Annotated in this window: 20 protein-coding genes; 4 read left to right on the top strand and 16 right to left on the bottom strand. The window is 37.8% G+C overall.

Translation table 11 applies throughout. The annotated features are described in order from the left end of the window. Positions 1-8: 8 nt before the first annotated feature. The 7 genes from P7D84_RS02380 to P7D84_RS02350 all read right to left on the bottom strand — a co-directional run bounded on the left by P7D84_RS02380 (position 9) and on the right by P7D84_RS02350 (position 7,989). Complete coding sequence (locus tag P7D84_RS02380) at positions 9-1,406, bottom strand: glycoside hydrolase family 1 protein (RefSeq protein ID WP_311804873.1); 1,398 nt, start codon at positions 1,404-1,406, stop codon at positions 9-11. Between the two features lie 109 nt (positions 1,407-1,515). After that, positions 1,516-2,769 (bottom strand): PTS sugar transporter subunit IIC, encoded by a 1,254-nt coding sequence (locus P7D84_RS02375; RefSeq protein WP_137603871.1) that lies wholly within the window; start codon positions 2,767-2,769, stop codon positions 1,516-1,518. Between the two features lie 17 nt (positions 2,770-2,786). After that, on the bottom strand, positions 2,787-3,929 hold the full coding sequence (locus tag P7D84_RS02370; RefSeq protein ID WP_311804872.1) for a GNAT family N-acetyltransferase: 1,143 nt from the start codon (positions 3,927-3,929) through the stop codon (positions 2,787-2,789). A gap of 12 nt (positions 3,930-3,941) precedes the next feature. Further along, a complete protein-coding gene (locus P7D84_RS02365) occupies positions 3,942-4,271 on the bottom strand; it encodes a PTS lactose/cellobiose transporter subunit IIA (RefSeq protein WP_170999787.1) in 330 nt (109 codons plus the stop codon). A gap of 11 nt (positions 4,272-4,282) precedes the next feature. Beyond that, positions 4,283-4,600 carry a PTS sugar transporter subunit IIB gene (locus tag P7D84_RS02360; protein WP_311804871.1) on the bottom strand — a complete coding sequence of 106 codons (318 nt, stop codon included), beginning with the start codon at positions 4,598-4,600 and terminating at the stop codon, positions 4,283-4,285. A 120-nt stretch (positions 4,601-4,720) separates the two neighbouring features. Continuing rightward, positions 4,721-7,399: a sigma-54-dependent transcriptional regulator gene (locus P7D84_RS02355; RefSeq protein WP_311804870.1), complete on the bottom strand. Its 2,679-nt coding sequence runs from the start codon at positions 7,397-7,399 to the stop codon at positions 4,721-4,723. Between the two features lie 95 nt (positions 7,400-7,494). After that, positions 7,495-7,989, bottom strand: coding sequence for a TetR/AcrR family transcriptional regulator (locus P7D84_RS02350; protein ID WP_311804869.1), 495 nt, complete (start codon positions 7,987-7,989; stop codon positions 7,495-7,497). Positions 7,990-8,132: 143 nt separating this feature from the next. Here P7D84_RS02350 and P7D84_RS02345 point away from each other — a divergent pair, with 143 nt between their 5' ends. After that, positions 8,133-9,068: a ketopantoate reductase family protein gene (locus tag P7D84_RS02345; RefSeq protein WP_311804868.1), complete on the top strand. Its 936-nt coding sequence runs from the start codon at positions 8,133-8,135 to the stop codon at positions 9,066-9,068. 59 nt (positions 9,069-9,127) lie between these two features. Here P7D84_RS02345 and P7D84_RS02340 read toward each other — a convergent pair whose 3' ends face one another. Together P7D84_RS02340 and P7D84_RS02335 are read right to left on the bottom strand one after the other, a co-directional pair. After that, positions 9,128-11,203: a DNA topoisomerase III gene (locus tag P7D84_RS02340; RefSeq protein ID WP_311804867.1), complete on the bottom strand. Its 2,076-nt coding sequence runs from the start codon at positions 11,201-11,203 to the stop codon at positions 9,128-9,130. Further along, positions 11,142-11,513, bottom strand: a complete 372-nt coding sequence (locus tag P7D84_RS02335) for a DUF1033 family protein (protein WP_137603878.1) — start codon at positions 11,511-11,513, stop codon at positions 11,142-11,144. The genes P7D84_RS02340 and P7D84_RS02335 overlap by 62 nt, the downstream gene beginning before the upstream one ends. 330 nt (positions 11,514-11,843) lie before the next feature. Here P7D84_RS02335 and P7D84_RS02330 point away from each other — a divergent pair, with 330 nt between their 5' ends. Then, positions 11,844-12,074 (top strand): hypothetical protein, encoded by a 231-nt coding sequence (locus P7D84_RS02330; protein WP_137603879.1) that lies wholly within the window; start codon positions 11,844-11,846, stop codon positions 12,072-12,074. 68 nt (positions 12,075-12,142) lie between these two features. Here the strand turns inward: P7D84_RS02330 and mnmA are convergent, their stop codons facing one another. Next, on the bottom strand, positions 12,143-13,273 hold the full coding sequence (gene mnmA, locus P7D84_RS02325; RefSeq protein WP_137603907.1) for a tRNA 2-thiouridine(34) synthase MnmA: 1,131 nt from the start codon (positions 13,271-13,273) through the stop codon (positions 12,143-12,145). Positions 13,274-13,443: 170 nt separating this feature from the next. Here mnmA and P7D84_RS02320 point away from each other — a divergent pair, with 170 nt between their 5' ends. Continuing rightward, on the top strand, positions 13,444-13,818 hold the full coding sequence (locus P7D84_RS02320; RefSeq protein ID WP_311804866.1) for a GntR family transcriptional regulator: 375 nt from the start codon (positions 13,444-13,446) through the stop codon (positions 13,816-13,818). Continuing rightward, a complete protein-coding gene (locus P7D84_RS02315; RefSeq protein WP_311804865.1) occupies positions 13,818-15,194 on the top strand; it encodes a PH domain-containing protein in 1,377 nt (458 codons plus the stop codon). The genes P7D84_RS02320 and P7D84_RS02315 overlap by 1 nt, the downstream gene beginning before the upstream one ends. 72 nt (positions 15,195-15,266) lie before the next feature. Here P7D84_RS02315 and P7D84_RS02310 read toward each other — a convergent pair whose 3' ends face one another. The 6 genes from P7D84_RS02310 to P7D84_RS02285 all read right to left on the bottom strand — a co-directional run bounded on the left by P7D84_RS02310 (position 15,267) and on the right by P7D84_RS02285 (position 20,164). Next, complete coding sequence (locus P7D84_RS02310; protein WP_311804864.1) at positions 15,267-15,872, bottom strand: metallophosphatase; 606 nt, start codon at positions 15,870-15,872, stop codon at positions 15,267-15,269. A 91-nt stretch (positions 15,873-15,963) separates the two neighbouring features. Next, positions 15,964-16,602 (bottom strand): hypothetical protein, encoded by a 639-nt coding sequence (locus P7D84_RS02305; RefSeq protein ID WP_137603883.1) that lies wholly within the window; start codon positions 16,600-16,602, stop codon positions 15,964-15,966. A 201-nt stretch (positions 16,603-16,803) separates the two neighbouring features. Then, complete coding sequence (locus P7D84_RS02300; protein ID WP_137603884.1) at positions 16,804-17,151, bottom strand: DUF1831 domain-containing protein; 348 nt, start codon at positions 17,149-17,151, stop codon at positions 16,804-16,806. Positions 17,152-17,206: 55 nt separating this feature from the next. Next, the gene (locus P7D84_RS02295) at positions 17,207-18,352 is read right to left on the bottom strand and encodes a cysteine desulfurase family protein (RefSeq protein WP_311804863.1); all 1,146 of its coding nucleotides are present in this window, start codon (positions 18,350-18,352) and stop codon (positions 17,207-17,209) included. Between the two features lie 178 nt (positions 18,353-18,530). Then, on the bottom strand, positions 18,531-19,502 hold the full coding sequence (locus tag P7D84_RS02290; RefSeq protein ID WP_137603886.1) for a ribose-phosphate diphosphokinase: 972 nt from the start codon (positions 19,500-19,502) through the stop codon (positions 18,531-18,533). 107 nt (positions 19,503-19,609) lie between these two features. Continuing rightward, positions 19,610-20,164: a hypothetical protein gene (locus tag P7D84_RS02285; RefSeq protein ID WP_311804862.1), complete on the bottom strand. Its 555-nt coding sequence runs from the start codon at positions 20,162-20,164 to the stop codon at positions 19,610-19,612. Positions 20,165-20,185 lie beyond the last annotated feature (21 nt).

The raw sequence follows: 20,185 nt of genomic DNA, 5'->3' as shown, positions 1-20,185 counted from the left end.
CCTCCTACTCAATTAGATGAATCTTCCAAAACATTTCTTTTTGTTACTTCTTTGAACCAGTAACCAGACTTTTTGATAGTCTTGATTTGGGTATGAATATTGTTTGAAATGAATCCATAACGATTTTTATAAGCATTCAGCCATGACCAGCAATCAATTGGTGTCCACATATGGTAACCAAAACAGTTTGATCCCTCTTTGATCCCTTTATGCAACCATTCTAGATGTTCCTGTACAAAATCAATTCGGTAATCATCTTCAATCACACCCTCAGCATTTTTAAAGCGCTCTTCATTTGAGACGCCCATGCCATTTTCAGATACATACCAAGGGATATTTTTATAATTTTCTTTGATATTGATTGCAATATCATACAATGCTTTAGGATAAATTTCCCAACCGCGATCAAGATTCACACGACGCCCCGGCATATCATACGCATCATAATATCGATCTGGCATCCAAGCACCGACTGAGTTTGGCGCAACATCAGGTGCTTTTACTCGATTTGGATGATAGAAATTTACACCCAAGAAATCGACAGTATTATTTTTTAATATCTCTTTTTCTTCTTCTGTCGTTTCCCATAAAACATTGTCTTTCGTTAATAATTCTTCCAATTCAGCTGGAAAATGTCCATAGATTGCTGGTTCTAGAAACATTTTGTTGTTCCACAGTTCCGCAATCCGTGCTGCTTCTTGATCTTCTGGTGCATCAGATGCTGCATAAGTTGGCGTAAGATTCAAGATTGTTCCGATTTGCGCGTCTTTGACGGCTAATTTTCGAAAAGCTTGAATTGCTTTAGCTGAAGCCAAATTCAAGTTATAAGCCACTTGTACCGCTTTTTTTCCATCAACAATATTTGGGTAATGGAATTGGAATAAATACTCGCCTTCTACTACGACCATCGGTTCATTGTGGGTCGTCCAAAATTTTACTCGATCCCCAAATAACTCAAAACATTTTTGTGCAAAGCCGACATATAAATCAACCACTTCTTTTGATTCCCAGCCGCCATATTTATCATACAACTCTACTGGCAAATCAAAATGATGCAGATTCAGCGTCGGTGTCATACCTTCAGCTAACATTGTGTCAATCACGTTGTTGTAAAAATCGACGGCCTCTTGATTGACAGTATTTGTTTCTAAATCATCGATTAAACGGCTCCATTGGATGCTAGTTCGCAGACTATTCATGCCGATTGACCGCATTAGTTTGGTATCTTCTTTATAACTATTGTAAAAATTTGAGGCAGTATCTGGTCCTACATGATCGTAAAATTTTTCTGGTTCAATCTCAAAATGGTAATCAAAGACATTGGCATGTTTTTTATTAAAACGTCCTTCACTTTGCGGACCAGATGTTGCAGCACCCCACCAAAAATTCTTGGGAAAAGTTTTCATTGTAAGTCTCCTAACTTAGCTAGTTTTTTTGAAATATTTTTCATGATCTAATCATAAAAGTCGAAAAAAGGGGGCAGGGATCGAGTGATCCATAACCCCCTAATAATCCTTACGCTTCATTCACTTTTTTTAGTTCTTGCCTTGTTGCTAATGAAACAAATGGGACATACATAATGACTGAGATTACTAAGTTCACTGCCGCTAGAATAGCACCTGAGAAACTTGATGTCGCTAAGAATCCGCCAATGATTGGTGGTGTTACCCATGGCGGCATTACTGTCGCTGCTGGCACCCAACCGAACTTCGTTGCAAAATAAGCTGTTGTTACACAGACCATCGGTGTCAAGATAAATGGAATGAACATAATCGGATTCAATACTAATGGCAGACCAAACATCAATGGTTCATTGATGTTAAAGATACCAGGAGCAGCTGCCAAGTTGTTCACGACCATAAAAGGTTTATTTTTACGACCAACTAAATAAATAGCGATGACTAAACCAATTGTTACACCCGTACCACCCATGTTTACGAATGAGTCGATGAATGGTTTGTTAACGATATAAGGAGCCGCATCGCCTGCAGCAATCGCAGCATTGTTTGCTTCAATCGCTGGAGCATTGATGGCTTGCATGAATGGATCAATCATATTAGCACCATGTAATCCAAAGAACCACAAGAATGGTGTAATGAACGCAATTAATAATGCTGATCCATAAGAATTTGCTAAGCCCATAAATGGTTCTTGAACCAATGCATAGAATTCAGCAAACATATCTTCAACACCAAATCCGGCGATGATTGCTGCAATCAAGCCAAAAATTGAAACCGTAATCATTGCTGGGAATAGTGAAGCAAATGACCGAGCAACTGCCGGTGGTACGCCATCTGGCATTTTAACGATCAATTTTTCGTTACCAACTAAACGAGTAAAGATTTCTGCAACCACAATCCCTACAATCAATGCTACGAATAATCCTGATGAGTTCATTCCGCTTGTTGCCGCACCTAAAGTAAAGAACGAAGCAACGGACACGACACCTGTTCCGATTGGATCTTTTCCGTAGTGATGCGCTAAGTTGTACGCCACTAAGAAAGCGATGAAGACTGAAAGAACACCAAATGTTCCGTTCCAAACTGCTCCACCAAATCCTTGCCAAGAATCACCACCAAAAATACCGCTCATGAATTTTTGGAAAGCCGGAATCGGCAAATTGTTGAACATCACTGCTAAGGCGCCTAAAATCATTAACGGCATTGTTATTGTAAAGGCGTCCCGAATCGCGATCAAATGACGTTGGTTACCGATTTTTGACGCATGTGGGATAAAGTGTTTTTCCATAAAATTAATAAATCCATCCATTATTTAATTCCTCCTAATTAAAAATAGTCATAAAAACTTTGTTGCCCTTTTGAAAAAAGCTCAGCTTCGACTCCGTTTGAGACAGTAAACTTACCTAAGAAGATTCCTTCGGCTAAAGTTAATTCTCCCAATAATAATTCGCTCCATCCATGAATAGAAGCACTGATATCACCTGATTTTTGTACTTTTTGACAAGTCCCCTGACTGATCAGCCAGCTGCCAACATTCCAAGGACATTCTTTATCTTCGGTCACTTCTAAAATAATTTCTTCTTGGTGTATCGGTAGTTTCATTAATAATTGCTCAATGTCAATAATTCGACTCATCATATAAGGTTCTAAAGTAATCGTAAGACATTCTTGTTCTTGAAAGCATTTTTCAATGCGTTCATGAACAGGTGCATGATAAAGAAATTCTTCAAATGATGAGACATGGGCCTTCAAGTACGTTAATAATTTTTTCAGTGCGAATTCATTTTCATAGGCAAGCTCATCAACAACTAATGTGCTGCCTTGCATACGATAAATAATGTAGCCTTTTGCTGTAGCGGTATCATCAAAAGTTACAGCATAAAAACGATGGGGATAATATTCATCCAAACGTTCCCACCACCAGTCCTCGCGAACAACCGTTCCAATTTGTCGTTGAATCAACAAATGTTGGTAGATTGATTGGATCAGCGGTTTCATCTGTTGCCAAGTTCCACGTTTCACACTCCCTCTTTTATCACTTGTCAAATAATGAAAAGCGTTTGCTGGTATGCGATAAGTTTTTCTGCGGCTTGTCGGTTCATAACCAAATTTCCGATAAAAAGCTTCTGAAAAAGGAGCCAATTGAGAAACAGCTACACCTTGCTCATAAAGATCGGACAAAAGTTCAGGCATGATTGTACTGATGCCGCCTTGACCTCGATATTCTGGATAACTAGCCACATAACCAACACCGGCCATTTTGACTCTTTGTTGAAAAAGTTGTATCTCAAAATGATTCGCCATGACTAAATTAGTCAATTCATTTTCCTGATACACACCATAACAATCCGCGTGTTCATAACGAGATAAAAATAGCGGGTCATCGATGATGGATTGTTGTTTTTTAAAAGCGTATTCAATTAAATCGGTGATCGCCTTCAATGTTTGATGATCACGAGTTAGTTTCACGAGATCACTTCCTTACTCATTTCCCAAACGTTTATAAAGATCAACGACTTCTTTTGCCATGTCGTTGAAAGTGATACTCGTCATTAGATGGTCTTGACTATGCACGGCTAAAAGTGTAATCGTCATTGGATTTCCGCTAGCTTCATCTGTCAACAACCCCGTTTGAGAATGATGCGCTTCAACGAGGGCTTGATCAGCGGCTTTCAGTTTTTCTTCCGCCAAAGCAAAATCACCTTGTTTCGCTGCTTGAATCGCTTCCATGGCATCACTTTTAGCATTGCCCGCATTGATGATCAGCCCCATTACTGCTTCTAATTGTTCTTGACTCATTGTTTCACTCATCTGTTACACCTCTATTTCATAAGATTAAGGGCAGTAGTTAAAACAGCCTCGCCGTTCATCATACCGTAATCTTTCATATCGATAACCGCTACTGGGATTCCTTGATCCGCTAGTTTAGTCTCAAATTGATTCTTCATAAAACGAACTTGCGGTCCTAATAGTAAAACGTCGACTGGTTTACTGGTATCTTCTAGTTTTGTATCTGCTTCTGAAGCTGAGACTGCAAAGATTTCTGATTCAACACCTTCTGCTTCAGCTGTTTTTTCCATTTTTGTTACTAATAAACTGGTGCTCATTCCTGCGGCACAAACTAACATGATTCTTTTCATCGTTGACACCCCTTCAATTTTTTCTTATTCACTTTATATAATGCAAGTTATGTGCCAACTTTTTTATCACACAGAAGCTTTAATGATAGGGTTTTCAATTTACACACAAAAAAACCGAGATTACACACTGTGTAACCCCAGTTCAATTCGATTATCTTCAAGTGTTTTAACAATATAAGCAATATCATCTTCGGTAAAACGAATAGCAAATTGTTTTTCAATGATAGATAGATTAGCGGCAGTTTGATTAAACCGCTTTTGGTGTTGCTGATGGAAATATTTCACATTCTCAAACATTGGCCGCACTTCAGCTTTTTTGATCTTATCTACTAAAAAAGCAATGTGGACACTAAGCGCTTGTATCGCAGTATTCTCAATAATCAATTCTTGGTCTTTTCGAATTCCTTGCAATACATCATCAATCAATAAAAAGAGTGTTTTTACATCGATCTCAGGAGAAAAATCTTTGGTCAACGAATCCACCATCTCTGGTAGTGTGATTGTACTTCCTAATAAATCTTGGAACTCTAAGATCTTATCTCTTTTGAATAGATTCATCGCTGGGATAAATGGAATCTTTTGGTAGTGAATCTCCATCGTTCCCACAATCGCCACGATGTCTTTATGTGTAATCAACTGATCTATCCGATGCTTGAAACTTTCCCGCTCTAATGATTGCATCTGAATAATCTCAAATTCTTCCAAATTGACAATCTGGGAAACAACTTCGTTCAAACGCTTAGAAACTCCCTCACCAGTAAAACAGGCGACGATGATTACCTTCTTTTCATCTTTTTGTGTGGGTTCTTCTAGACGGACCATGCTTTGGAACATTGAGATGACACTTGTATAAATCTCTTCTAATGATCGACCAAGTGTTGCCAAACGCAAGCTTTCTAAGACTAGCATCGTACTAGCCATCGAAATTACTAGAGTGCGGATTTCCATCTCATGAAAGATCAAATTACCAAAATTATTCGGTGAGCCCATATCTGTCAATAAGATGATTCCTTCTGAAAAGGACTCTTTTCTTCCTTGAATATAATTTTTAATCTGACCATACATTGTCTCCGTATCCAAAGTCAACGGCATATTAAATGCGATTCCCTTTTTCGTTCCTAAAAGATCTTGGACTGTCTCTAGCATACTGGAAGCTGTTGATTTTCCATGCATAACGACAAATACTGTCACTTGCCGTTCATCGATTTTTTGAGCTTCTTGATTATCCATAGTTAAAAACATCGTGATAAATCCAATTTCATCCAATGGAATCAATATATTATAAGCTGCTTCGATTCGATTAGAAAACTCAATGGCCAACTGGAATTCTTTTGAATAATTACGACGAATATCATTCAAATTGGGATGTGTAATGAATTGGTTTCCACGAATCCGCTCAATTGTTGAACTGATATGCAGCGCGAAAGCAAAACGTACCTTTTCATCATATTCACGCTTCATTTGGCTAGCGGCAAAATCATAGAGACTATTCACCAGTTGCCAAAGTTCATCAGAGATAATCTCTCGATAAGCATTTGTATGAGATAATTCCTCAACATATGTCTCAAAATATTGATCGACATCATCAGAAATCAGCTCCTCCAAATCAATCTCCGATAGATTTTCACGTCCTAATTTTTCTAGTTTATACGTAATAGAATGATAAACTTCCATGTCTTTATTGGGATCTTGTCCCCAAACAACTTCTTCAGTACCAGGTTTCAACGTGAGGTAAAGATTTTTCTTATCCATAAATGGTGTTAATTTGTCTTGGACTTCATTCATTCGAAGCAAGCCTTTTTGTACGACTAGCGGCAGGTCCTCTTCTACGATCATTAATTTTTCTAACTGACTGTTGGTTTGGTGATGTAAAAATGCCTTGGCACAAACCAACTTCAAATCGCGTTTTAATTGACCGATGTTTCCTTCAGCGTGGTAGAGCAAAAATGCCAGCAGACTTCGTTTATCAATCGCAATCTCCTGCAACAAGCGATTGGCTTCTTGTTGTAAAAATTCTTTAATAATCGCCAAACGCTCATCTAATGAACGTTCTGCTAAAGACGGTAGTTCGATCTGCATTGGGATACGACGATTGAATGTCGACAAGAACATTGAGCTTGTTTCCGTAGTAGCACCAATAATCTGTACAGAAGCATGTTTTTCTTGACTGTCTCCCAATGAACGAAATGTTCCTTTGTCAATAAACGTAAAGAGCATTTCTTGTCCTTCCGGCGGCAATCGATGGATCTCGTCTAAAAACAAAATTCCCCCATCGGCTTTTTCCATCAATCCTTCGCGAGTTTCTTCAGCACCGGTAAAAGCACCTCGTTTTACTCCAAAGATATGACCATAAAGTAATTGTGGATTTTGCGCATAGTCAGCACAGTTGAAGGTGATGAATGGTGCATGTTCATCTAAAACTTCTGCAGAAACAGCAAACCGATACATACATTCAGCAAACATCGTTTTTCCGGTCCCTGTCTCGCCAAAAATAATCGTATGCAATCCATGGGGCGGATATAAAATCGCCGCTTTTGATTTTTGAATCTGACTTTTAAGTGAGTCCTCGCGGCCGATCAAATTATCAAAATTGATATGTTTTTCAGTGGATACTGCAGCAATTTGAAACTTTACTGGGCGGCCATCAATTTTTTTGACAGTACCGTCTTTTGTCAGCTCATTCAAATAACGACTGACATTCGTCCGGTCAACTCCCAGTTGATTTGCCAATTCTTGTGCCGTTTGTTCGTTAGGATTTGCTCTCAATGCTTCCAATACTTCATCTTTTCTTGATTTCAAAAAAATCCCTCCTGCAAATGGTCTAAACCTTTTATATTGTAACCCTTTTCTTTTTGGATTTCTACTAATTATCCCTGAAATAGCTGAGATCCTTTTTATCGAAAGGAAGAAAAAATTCTTTCCATTGCCTGTGAGATTTCTATTTCAGAAACATCGTTCATTAAGTAATGTTCTAATAATCCAACAAGTCCGTGAGCAAAAAAGATCGTTGTTAATTGTGATTGCCCCATCATTTGTTCCATTAAGTGAGCGATTAGAAACTGAGCAAAAAATCCTTGCTTGTCTGCGCTAAGCAATCGGCCTAATTGTCTCCGATGATCTCGGATATAGTCAAATGTCTTATCCAACTTTTGCTGATTACTCATTTCACCATTTTTCTCACAGTAATCGACCAACTCCTGCATTTCATGAGCAATGCTTTTTTCAAGTAGGTCATCTTTATCAATAAAATGAAGATAGAAGGTCCCGCGATTGATGTCCGCTATCTGGCAAATCTGACTCACAGATATTTCTTCATAACTTTTTTTCTTTAAAAGTTGATAAAAAACTACTGTGATTACTTTTTGTGTTTTTCTCTTCCGTCGATCCACTTTTTTCTCCAATCAATTTTTTATTTCTGTTCATTTATCAACAAAATTACTTTTTTGTTGATTGAAAATGCTTCATCGTCAATTTATTATAGTGTACATAAGTTGATTAATCAACATCTGTTGATTTTTGAGGATTAAATAAAATGAGAATCTTAATATACGGTGCTGGCATCCAAGGAAGTTATTTGGCCCATTCACTGATTAATGGAAATAATGACGTCACACTTTTAGCTCGAGGAAAAAGAAAGAAAAAACTGATAACCGATGGTCTAGTATTGCATCACTCGATTCAGCGAAGACAAACCACTGATTCCGTCCGCGTGATTGAGACACTTCAACCAGCAGATACTTATGACTTGATTTTTGTTACGATGAAATACAGTGATTTTCCATTAATCATTGACCAACTAGCCCAAAATAGCAGTTCAACGATACTATTTATTGGTAATCAGATAGATGCAGTGACCTTAGAAAAAGATTTATTAGAAAAAAGTACACAGCACAAAAACATTTATTTTGGTTTTCAAATGACTGGCGGCACCTATACCGAACAGGGGACCTCTGTTTTACGTTTTGGTAAAGGTCGAATGAAAATTGGTTCATTGCATGCTGATTTTAAGCTTGCTCGGTTATTAGACAATGCATTTGACGGAACAAACTATAGTTGGAAATATGAGGCGAAAATGGATGATTGGTTAAAAAATCATGCTACCATGATTTTAGTTCAAAATTCTTTTGAGTATATTCATGATTTTTCACCATCAATCATCCGAACAGCGGATAATTTGTCGACTCTTTCACTCTCATTAAAAGAAAGTTTTGAATTATTGGAAGCTAGCGGCAGCGAAATTCTGCCTAAATGGCAAAAATTCTTCTTTCAACATCCTGCCCTTACAAAAAGCTTTTTTTCACTTTACTATCGCTCTCCCATCAGCCAGATGGTTCAAGGAAGTTTCAAAGAGATTTATGAGTTGCTGATTGCTTTTGGCCGTTACCAGACAAAAGCCAGTCCAGAGCTTGATTCTTTGCTACAGAAAGCCAAAGAAAAATATGAAAAAGAACAAGCAACCTTGTCTTGAGTTGCTAAATAAGTTCACAAAATAAGCCGCTAAGATTTCTTTATCTTAGCGGCTTATTGTTAATCATTGTTTTCCATTGCTGCTTTTAATGCTGCAGCGAGTGCACTTTCTTGCGGTTCTTCTTCCGTATTGATTTTTTTCAATAGGCGACGTTCTTCGTGTTTTGTCATTTTTTTCGAACGCTCTTTCTTGTCCAACATCTTCTCAGTTGTCCCATCATACTTGCATCGGAAGTAAGCGCCGTTTTTGCCATCGATAATTTCCATTTTTCGGTGACATTGCGGACACCGATGGTTAGAAACTTTAGGATCTTTCCGTCTACGATAGTTACATTTAGGATTGGTACAGATATAAATTTTTCCATCACGTGTGTTTTTTTCTCGTAATGGAGCACCACATTCTGGACATTTTTTCGCGGTGATTGAGAAGTCTTGATACTTTTTATCACTATATTTGACTTCACTGACTAATTTCTTCGTATCTGCTTCAATCTCTTGTAAGAATTGTTTACTACTGTATTTGCCATTGGCGATTGCTTCTAATTGTTTTTCCCATTTTTCAGTTAGTTCGGGCGTCACTAATGATGGATTGACTAATTCCAATAATTGCTTGCCTTTAGGCGAAACGGCTAAGCCTGAAGTGGTCCGTTCCATCAATTCAGATTTGATTAATTTTTCAATAATCTCTGCGCGGGTTGCAGGTGTCCCTAAGCTATGTTTTTCCATTTGAGCAAGCAACGTGCCTTCATTCAATGGTTTTGGCGGTGTCGTCAACGCTTTTTCAATCGTAAAATTTGGGACGATTTTCATATCTTTTGACCATTGAACAGCTTTTTTTGCTTCTTCTACAGGTTTCCAACCAGCTACTAAAACATTGTTGTGTCGGAAAGTAAAGCTTTCTTTTTGAAAAGTCACTGTTACTTTTTGCTGGCTTTCTTTATGAGCCTCAGCAAATAAACCCAAAAAGCGTGTCACAATCAGATGATAGATCCGCTGTTCATCAGTGGATAATTTTTCATATCTCGGACGTTGTTCGGTGGGAATCAATGCATGGTGATCTGTAACTTTATTATCTTGGAATACTCGTTTTTGTTTAACCTGTGCACCATTTTTGATATACGTTTTTACTTCTGGTGCAAAATCACTAATTGCTTGTAAGCGTTCCTTCATAGTCGCTTTCATATCATTCGTCAAATATTTACTATCGGTTCGCGGATATGTCACGATTTTATGCGTTTCATATAAACTTTGGACTAGTGACAACGTCTTTTTAGCAGAAAATTGATACCGCGCGTTGGCTTCTCGTTGAATCTCTGTTAAGTCATAAGGCAACGGTGCCGGCTCGCTTTTCTCTTTTTCAGTAATCTCTGTTACGATTCCTTTTTGCTGCGACATTTCTTTGACTAATTTTTCAGCCGCCTCTCGTTCAGTAATACTGTAAGGATTTTTTTGGTTTAATTTAGCTTTTTGACCATTGGCTTCTAAAGAAATCACAAAATAATTTTGTGGACGAAATTTTTCAATCTTCTTTTCTTGCTGACGGACCATGGCAAGTGTCGGTGTTTGGACACGCCCCGCTGATAAACTATCTTCGTATTTTACAGTTAGTGCACGCGTGACATTCAAACCCACTAGCCAATCTGCCTTTGCTCGTGCTAAAGCAGATTGGTACAAATTATCATACTCTTTGGCCGGTTTTAATTTTTTGAATCCATCTTTGATCGCCTTATTGGTTTGAGAAGAAATCCACAGTCGTTTGACCGGTTTTTCAAATCGAACATATTCTAAAATCCAACGAGCAACTAGTTCCCCTTCACGACCGGCATCCGTAGCAATTACTGCCTCTGAAATGTCTTTACGTTTCGCAAGTTGCTGGATAGATTTTAATTGGCCACGAGTTTTCGGTAATGGTTTGATACCGATATACTTAGGAATCATCGGCAACGTCTCCATTTGCCAACTTTGCCACTCTTTATTCAAATCCTCCGGCATTTTTAAACTCAATAAATGACCAAGGGCCCAAGTCACGACAACATTGGGTCCTTCAAAATAATTTTTATTTTTTTGATTGGCGTTAAGCACCTTGCTCAAATCTCTTGCAACACTTGGCTTTTCCGCTATAATGAGCTGTTTCATAAAATTCCTTTCTGCTATCAACCGTTACAGGTTGTTCATCTTTTAATAGCGCAAGTCCCCAATACTGTTGTAAATAATCATCACATTCTTCACACCAGCGTTCGTCTTGTTCTTTCCAAAATGCGCTTAAATAATTATGTTTAGCACTGCTATATGTATTAGTCTTTTGGAGCTCGCTCCAACGATGTTCATAATAGGCCACAGCCGCGTCAAATTCTTCAAACGTCGCGGTCTCTTGGATATCTGTCTGCCAATTTTCAAAGAACCACCAAGGTTCATTATCACCGTACATGGTAATTACCTGATACATCTTGCTCTCCTTCTTTCTACCCCAATCATAAGTATCATGAAATGAAAATACAAGAAAAATGTTCTCAACTGAAATAAGAGCAATAAAAATTTTGAAAATCATAAAAAAATTGCAGAAAAATGTTGTTTTTTTCTTAGTTGTATCCTACCACAAAGCAACGAAATTTCCTATGGCTTCTATAAGCCTTGGGATAAAAAATTCTTAAAACATATCTAAACATTCTGACCGATAAACTAATAAAAAAGCTTATAAAGTTTAAGTCTTATTAATAGCAAAATTTCTATTAATTTTTTATACTAATAACTAATCATAATGAAAGAAGTGACGAACATGCTCGATGGACAATTAAAATTTCTTGATTTCTTTCTCAACAATACCATTGAAGGAAAAGAAGATGAAGCAAAAGAAATCTTGATCAAAAGTTTCGCAGATCAAGAGACTGATGCATTAAGTCTTTATGAATTTAAAAAATTGCAAGAACAACTTTTCCCTTTGATTAAGCCTGAAAATTTAGCTGAAGTCAAAGGGGCAATGGCCCACTTTGCTCAAAGTCTTGCTTAATAAAAAGTAGTCAGCGTAGAAATTCTACGCTGACTACTTTTTTTCACAATATGTTTTCGTCATTTAACCTAAATGTATTGCAATTCTTTTGTTGCTTGATAAGCATGATCGATTAAGCCGCCGCCTAGACATTCCATGCCATCATAAAAAACAACAGCTTGTCCTGGTGTGATTGCCCGAACAGGATCATCAAAGATCACTTCTGCACGATCTCCTTCAAGTAATCGAACTGTAACCGGTACGTCTTGTTGACGATAACGGAACTTCGCAGTACATTTAAATTCTTTCAATCGATCTTCATTTGTAGTGAAATGAATCTCGCTAGCATCTAAACTTGTCGCATACAACGCTTCATGATGGAACCCTTGGCCTACGTACAAAGTGTTTGTCGTTAAGTCTTTACCGACTACAAACCACGGATCATTAGTTTTTCCGCCGCCGCCGATCCCTAGACCTTGGCGTTGGCCAATTGTATAATACATCAAACCATCGTGTGTACCTTTTTCTTCACCATCTAAAGTAACCATCTTGCCTTTTTTCGCAGGTAGATAGTTGCTTAAAAATTGTTTGAAATTCTTTTCCCCGATAAAGCAGACACCGGTCGAATCTTTTTTCTTCGCAGTAGCTAAACCCGCCCGTTCAGCAATCGCACGAACTTCTGGCTTTTGCATACCGCCTAGAGGAAACAACGTCTTTGCTAACTGTTCTTGAGATAGCTGACTCAAGAAATAAGTCTGATCTTTGTTATTGTCGACACCACGCAACATGTGTACGACTCCGTTTTCGTCTTTTTCAACTTGAGCATAATGACCTGTCGCCACATAATCTGCCCCTAATTCCATTGCGTAATCTAAGAAAGCTTTAAACTTGATTTCTTTGTTACACATCACATCTGGATTTGGCGTACGTCCAGCACGATATTCTGCTAAGAAATATTCAAAGACACGATCCCAATATTCCTTTTCAAAATTGACAGAGTAATAAGGAATACCGATTTGAGCTGCGACTTTCGCCACATCCTTATAATCTTCTGTCGCGGTACAGACACCATTTTCATCCGTATCATCCCAATTTTTCATAAAAATGCCGACTACATCATAGCCTTGTTCTTTTAACAACAAAGCCGTAACTGATGAATCGACGCCGCCGCTCATTCCTACGACGACTCGTGTGTTGCTGTTAGACACAAATATCACCATCATTTCAATCTAGATTCCGAAAATTCCACGATTTGAAGGTCGCAACTTTTCAGTAACATGCATTATACAACATAAATCCTAAATTTTCGATAAATTATTCTTCATGTAAACTTTCTTGTCTTTTTGTATTGTTTGTATTAATATAAACAATACAAAGGAGGCGGATAAAAATGATTTTAGAAATCAATCCTCACTCAGAAGAGCCGATTTATCTGCAATTACGCAAACAAATTATTATTGGAATTGCTAAAGGTGAATTAAATCCTAACGAACAGTTACCAACTGTTCGACAAATTGCTGATGAGATCGGGATTAATTCAATGACTGTGTCAAAAGGCTATCAACAATTGAAAGAAGAAGGTTATATCCTGACAGATCGTCGTAAAGGAACCGTCATAGCCCCCTTACCAGTTGAATCCAATAAATCCAATGAAAAAAATTTGACACTTTTATTAGCGGAACTTTACTTGGCAGAACCTGACGAAAAAAAGCTGACTGACAAAATCCAAGCTATTTTGTCGTCTTTTAGAAAGGATGAAAACTAATGATGGCACCAATGATTTTAGTAATTTTGATTGCATGTAATGTTATTATGGCTTTTGTCAGCAGTCTATCAGCTAAGCCCCACAATTATGTAATCCTTGAAAATACTTTTCCAGCAGATAAAATCGATGATCCAACAGTCATCAATTTTTCCAAAAAATTTCGCAAGCGCCAATTTCAATTATCCTTTATTTTGACTCTACTTGATCTAACTTTATTAATCCCCATGAAGGATTCGAGTTTTATGTTGCTATTCTTTTTACTATTATATTTGACCATCGGTATGAATTATCTACTCACGTTGCGCTACATTCGTAAAGGCCATCAGTTGATTATTGAAAATAATTGGCAACTACCGACACAACCGATTCAAATCGATACTCGTTTGATTCTTGAGAAAAATCGCAAACTTGTTTCTCCTTGGTGGTTTTTAGTATCACTAAGTCTGATTTTTTTCCTTAGTATTGTTCTTTACAAACAAAAAAATCCCGACATGGCCTGGATCCTTCTAATCACGAATGGATTGATCTGGTTTGTGATGGTTTTTACCTGGCGCGTTATTCGCCGCTTGCCTGTACGTCCTTTGACAAATGATCCAAAAATCAATCAACAGTACAACGATCTAACCAAGTTCTATTGGTCGACCTTCTCTGTTTTTATGAGTGGTCTCATCAGTTTGATTGTCTATATTCCTTTATTGACGATGACAATCAGCACAAGATTTTTTACTATCCTAACTGCTATCGAATTTTTATTGATTCTTTTGTTTTGTGGCGCGTCCATTTGGTGGTTGATCCGGTTACGGAAAAAACAGGATCAGTTACTCACTACCTCTACTACTTTTCGTTATTTTGGGGATGATTACTATTGGCGTTATGGGATGTATTGCAATCCGGATGACCCTCGTTTAATGGTTCCTGATCGAATTGGTATGAATATCTCCATTAATTTAGGAAAAATTGCTGGCAAGATTTTTTTAAGTCTTATTCCACTAATTTTGATCGGCGCTATGGCGGTTGCCTTTATACCGTTATATGTACTAGATTATCATCCAGACCCGCTAAGTTATGAAATAAAATCTGAAGCAGTTATTCTTGATGGACCGCTTGTTAAAGCACAGCAAATCCCATTTGCTCGTATCCAAAAAGTGACGTTAATCGACCACATGCCGAATCGCCAAATTCGAACAAATGGTCTTGCGACAAATGACTATGCGATTGGGCATTTTCAAATAGCTGGCAAACCTTCCGTGTTATTTGTCGATCATCAGTCAAAACCGATTTTGACAATCGTTACTAAAGATCGTACGTACTATTATACAAATAAACATTCCACAGAAACAAAGCACCTTTATCAAGAGCTCCAGTCAATTGATTAACAAAAAAAGCACAAGCATGATTCATTGAATCATGCTTGTGCTTTTTCATTTTTTAGTTCTCATTCTCAGTTTCTATTTTAATTTTTTTATTTCATTTTCTTTGTACCTAGCAATCTCATCAATCAAATTTTCAGAAATCGGTGTACCAAATGGCAGTGGCGTTTGTAAAAAATCCCGTTCTGGTGCGTCTACACCAACATTGATATCTTCAGCGATCGGCATACTATAATTATGAATATGACCATGTAAATTTCGAATGTTCAGTGTCTTACCTAATAACATCGGATAGTGGGTCAAATAATACTGATGATGATTAAACTTGACGATGGCGCCAACATCCTGAAATTCAAATTTGTTCTCACCGTTTGCTCGTTTGGGGTCATGGGCTGCTAAATATTTAAAGAACGTTCGCGAATCATGGTTTCCCTTGATAAAGCCGATTTTTCCTGTTAATTGTACCAACTGTGCCAAAATATCTGGAAATCCTTTTTCATATTGCGGATGCATCGCCACATCGTCCAAATGATAAACTGTATCTGTTTCCTTCACCACAGCGTTCCACGCATCGATCATTTGCTGATTCATCTCTTCGACGGAAGCAAATAAACGTGGAGCAAAATCATTATTGCCTAAAAGATTCTCATGAAAATAATGCGTATCTGCTATAAAATATTTCACTTTCATCACCTACAGAAGAGTTCTATTTCTTTTATTTTACCATCTCTCTTGAAAAAATGCGCTTTTGTACCTATGAAACAAGGCCACCAATTTAGATTTGGTAGCCTTGTTTTTGTAAAAGTGCTTGGTATTTTAATTTAATAATGGCAATAACAATCTCTAATTGTGTTAGATCTTCTACTCTAGTCGCATCGAATTCTTTTGTACGTCGAAAAGACTTTCCCGTATCAATCAAGTGAAAGATTTGGTTCCATTGTTCGAACTCGGAAAGATTATTGAGATTAGCGATGGGAAAAGCCGCGCCATCACAAATCTCCCACAAGCGAAAAACCAAAAATGCAGTGTCGATCACTTGCTGTTTATTCTTTTTGCAGCGAATAATGACTTTTTCTGGATTGTATTTTAAGTACCAATCTAAAAGAAGAAAAAAAGCTTCCCAACGGTAAGTATCATGGAACATCTTTTGTGTGTCCGGTGTGTCGCGAAAAATCAGTGGGATCAAATATTGCTTTTTGTATTCCCAACAAGGAATGCTGTCAATAAAATAATCAACATACCGCGTCAAATAACTATTACCTTCGTAATTACTAATGTAATAATCCTCTACGCCATATTCTTGAAACGCCTTTGTCAAATACGCACAGTCTTCAATCGAAACGGTTAGCCCTGACAAGAGACGAAAATCTGAAATAATTTTATGATGCTTGATTGTGTCTATCTTGTGAACCAACTTCCCACCTACATTTCCAACAATTTTCTTATCTTTAGTGTACCATAATCTACTAAACTTGAAGCTTTTAAGTCTTAAAAAAACTCAAAAAAATCATAAATACCGCGAAATATAAAACGGTTTCTATTTGGTGGATTTTCTTACTCTCCTTAAAAGCTTTTTCTAAAAAAAGCCCTTATCTTCTCAGATAAGAGCTGCTACTTAAATTTCCTCTTTTACAAACAATCCGCGATCAATCATCCCGTCCATTAGAAAATAAAATTTTTCCTGAACCATCGCTTGTCGTGCATCTTTAAAAATATCTACGGCTTTTAATCCATTAGCTGTCGTTACTGACATTTTTAGAGCACTGAGATCCTTTGTCACTGTGATTTTTAGTTTGAATCCTTCTTTGCTTTGGGGTGTTGCTTGCAACGGACGTATCAATTGAAAATTTCCTGAACTCGTTTCAGTAAATCCGTTATCTCGCAGTGTGTATCTTTTCGCTGTAGGTGCTAAGGTATACTGATAGTTAGCTCCTTTAACCGTCGCTGTCTTCGTGAATGCCATTTGCCCACCTCATCTGTGATTTTTGATTATAAAAAGACCTCTTCGTTCGTCTAATTTATTTTGTTAGTTCTTGTAAACTAGCAATAAGTTGTTCTGTAAAATAATCTATTTGTTCCATCGTGTTGCCATAGCCAAAACTTATTCGTAAAGATTCCTTCACTTCAGGTGCATTCTTGCCATACATCGCTTCTAATACGTGAGAAGGATCAATCGTTCCTGCAGTACATGCCGATCCAGTAGAAACCGCGATGCCGCGTAAATCTAGTTTCATCAGTAATAAGTCATTAATGATCCCTGTAAAGCGAAGATTTAACACATGCGGCAATTTATTCCTTAGATCACCATTTACTTGATAATCAATCTTTGCATCATCTAGCTTTGCCAAAATTTTCTGAGTGAATTGATCATATAATTGACGATGGGACTCACGTTTTTCTTCGGTTAGTAGTTCAACTGCTTTTGCCATTCCACAAATGCCCGCTAAATTTTCGGTCCCCGCACGACGTTTTTCCTCTTGCTCGCCGCCACGAAGCAGCGGGATAAGTTTTACCTCATCACTTTTGTACAAGAAACCGACACCTTTTGGCCCATTAATCTTATGAGCAGAAGTACTTAGAAAATCGATTCCTAGTTCATGGGGTTGGATCATTTGATTGCCGTAAGCTTGGACAGCATCTGTATGGAAATACGCAGGATGTTCTTTTAAGCGTTCGCCGATTTCCTTGATTGGCATCAAATTACCGATTTCGTTGTTGCCATACATAATCGATACTAAAGTCGTATCCGGACGTAAACTAGCTTCAAAATCTTCCAATGAAATATTTCCTTTGCGATCGACTGGCAAATAGGTCACTTCAAATCCTTGTGTCTCTAAATACTTCATTGTATTAATGACTGCTGGATGTTCGATTTGCGTAGTTATCAAGTGTCGGCCTTCAGCTTGACGACCAAAAGCCGTACTTAAAATCGCCGTGTTATCTCCTTCTGTTCCGCCGCCATTAAAGATAATCTCGTGATATTTTACACCAAGGCTCTTTCCAATAATTTCTCGAGCCATTTCTAATTTTCCGGCAGCTTGGCGACCAAAATAATGGACGCTAGATGGATTGCCAAAAGTTTCAGACATGACCTTTGTCATCTCAGCGATCACTTCTGGATGCATAGGACTTGTCGCTGCATGATCTAAATAAATATTTTCCATAAATCTTCGAACCTTTCTGACAGCTGGCCATTTTTATACGATCATTTTTCACATTGTTTCCAAGCTGTTCGATGTATTTTCATTACAAGTCAGTCCAATGACCAAATCACCTGATTTTAAACAAGTAATAGCCTTCAGGCTGGAAAATTAAGCTGACAAAAAAAGGACACAAGGCCCTTTATTTAAAATCTTTTTGTTCCATCGTAAATAATGGGCTGACTGATTCATTTTTATGGATTCGTTTAACGGCTTCCCCCATTAAAACGGAACAACTGACGATCGATAACTTCTCAGGATGACGATCTGGTGCGGTCAATACAGAATCTGTGATACAAATATCTTCAATATCAGCAGCATCTAGATTAGCCTTGGCTGGAGGTGACAATAATCCGTGGGAAGCACAAGCAACCACTTCTTTAGCACCAGCTTTTTTCAATATTTTTGACGCATTGGCAAATACTTCACCAGTATTTAAAATATCATCTACCATGATGCAACACCGGCCATCGACATCTCCGATGACATAACCAGAATCTGGATTTCCTTCTTCAGCCACATCAACAATCGCAATCGCCGTATCCAAATATTCTGCTAAACTACGTGCACGCTGTACCCCGCTATTTTTGGGAGATACTACAACATAATCATCTCCAACCATGCCGCGACGACGATAATAGTGTGCGAACAACGGCATCGTAAATAAATTATCAACGGGGATATCAAAGAATCCTTGGACCTGCACCGTATGCAAATCAAGTGTTAATACTCGTGTTGCACCTGCATTTGAAAGTAAATTTGCTATTAATTTAGCAGTGATTGGTTCATGCGGTTTCGCTGTACGATCTTGTCTGGCATAACCATAATATGGTAAGACAACATTGATCGTTTTTGCACTGGCACGTTTTAATGCATCGATCATAATCAATAGCTCCAGATAATAATCGTTCACGGGTTCATTGGTCGATTGGATCAAATAAACATCAAAGCCGCGGACTGTCTCTTCCAAGTTGATTGAGATCTCTCCATCACTAAATTGTTTGACCGTGCTTTTCCCTAATGGTACGCCGCAAACATCGGCGATTTTTTCAGCTAATGGTTTATTTCCGTTAAGGCTGAAAATTTTAAACTTTCCATTACTTTCTTCTGACATGGTGTCCCTCCAAGTGTTTTTGTATCATTAGTTTAACATATTTTAGTTATTTGCTGTAGATTTTACTTTTCTACGAAAAAAAACGCCACGTGTGCAAGATTTGATGACTAAGGTTTCTTTTGAGAAACCAAAGAAATCGTACCATTGACCCATTTTGCCGGGACGATTGCTGCACTCTTTCCCCAGTTATCATGAATCTTATAAAATCTTTGTCCATCTGAAGTTTCCATGAAGCCATGTGCAACGACCCAATGATTTTTATACTTGCTCCCAAGTATCTGCAAAAGTCCAATCATGACCGGTTCTCCTGCAGCAATTCGTTTAGTCGTCCGTTGCCACGATCCAACTGTTGTTGCCCTTGCTCGATAAGGAATGTGATAACGGCGAAAGAACCGATTTAACCCTAAAGAAATTTGTATAGGGACCGTTGGATAATCGATTGGCTGTAAAAAAGCCTGCAATGTTCGAATCAGCGCGTCATTTTGACTACTATTTTTTTCTCTAAGTTGGTTTACTGAACATTGTTCATCTAACTGATCTTGCCAGTAGGCCAATAATACACTGCTAGCATACGTTCCGCATAAAAAACCTCTCGGTGTTTTCCATTCACGATATGCTTCAAAACTCTTTAATTCTACCCATCGATTCCGTAAATCAATCATTTTCTACCACCAGATCCTTTC

Origin of the sequence: Enterococcus dongliensis (genome assembly GCF_031927985.1) — a bacterium.
GTDB lineage: Bacteria > Bacillota > Bacilli > Lactobacillales > Enterococcaceae > Enterococcus_A > Enterococcus_A dongliensis.
This window is presented reverse-complemented; position numbering and strand designations above follow the sequence as displayed.

Excerpts from the sequence above, each read along its gene's own strand:
- P7D84_RS02380 (WP_311804873.1), bottom strand. The coding sequence starts at position 1,406 with ATGAAAACTTTTCCCAAGAATTTTTGGTGGGGTGCTGCAACATCTGGT.
- P7D84_RS02375 (WP_137603871.1), bottom strand. The coding sequence starts at position 2,769 with ATGGATGGATTTATTAATTTTATGGAAAAACACTTTATCCCACATGCG.
- P7D84_RS02365 (WP_170999787.1), bottom strand. The coding sequence starts at position 4,271 with ATGAGTGAAACAATGAGTCAAGAACAATTAGAAGCAGTAATGGGGCTG.
- P7D84_RS02360 (WP_311804871.1), bottom strand. The coding sequence starts at position 4,600 with ATGAAAAGAATCATGTTAGTTTGTGCCGCAGGAATGAGCACCAGTTTA.
- P7D84_RS02345 (WP_311804868.1), top strand. The coding sequence starts at position 8,133 with ATGAGAATCTTAATATACGGTGCTGGCATCCAAGGAAGTTATTTGGCC.
- P7D84_RS02340 (WP_311804867.1), bottom strand. The coding sequence starts at position 11,203 with ATGAAACAGCTCATTATAGCGGAAAAGCCAAGTGTTGCAAGAGATTTG.
- P7D84_RS02335 (WP_137603878.1), bottom strand. The coding sequence starts at position 11,513 with ATGTATCAGGTAATTACCATGTACGGTGATAATGAACCTTGGTGGTTC.
- P7D84_RS02330 (WP_137603879.1), top strand. The coding sequence starts at position 11,844 with ATGCTCGATGGACAATTAAAATTTCTTGATTTCTTTCTCAACAATACC.
- mnmA (WP_137603907.1), bottom strand. The coding sequence starts at position 13,273 with ATGGTGATATTTGTGTCTAACAGCAACACACGAGTCGTCGTAGGAATG.
- P7D84_RS02320 (WP_311804866.1), top strand. The coding sequence starts at position 13,444 with ATGATTTTAGAAATCAATCCTCACTCAGAAGAGCCGATTTATCTGCAA.
- P7D84_RS02315 (WP_311804865.1), top strand. The coding sequence starts at position 13,818 with ATGATGGCACCAATGATTTTAGTAATTTTGATTGCATGTAATGTTATT.
- P7D84_RS02300 (WP_137603884.1), bottom strand. The coding sequence starts at position 17,151 with ATGGCATTCACGAAGACAGCGACGGTTAAAGGAGCTAACTATCAGTAT.
- P7D84_RS02295 (WP_311804863.1), bottom strand. The coding sequence starts at position 18,352 with ATGGAAAATATTTATTTAGATCATGCAGCGACAAGTCCTATGCATCCA.
- P7D84_RS02290 (WP_137603886.1), bottom strand. The coding sequence starts at position 19,502 with ATGTCAGAAGAAAGTAATGGAAAGTTTAAAATTTTCAGCCTTAACGGA.
- P7D84_RS02285 (WP_311804862.1), bottom strand. The coding sequence starts at position 20,164 with ATGATTGATTTACGGAATCGATGGGTAGAATTAAAGAGTTTTGAAGCA.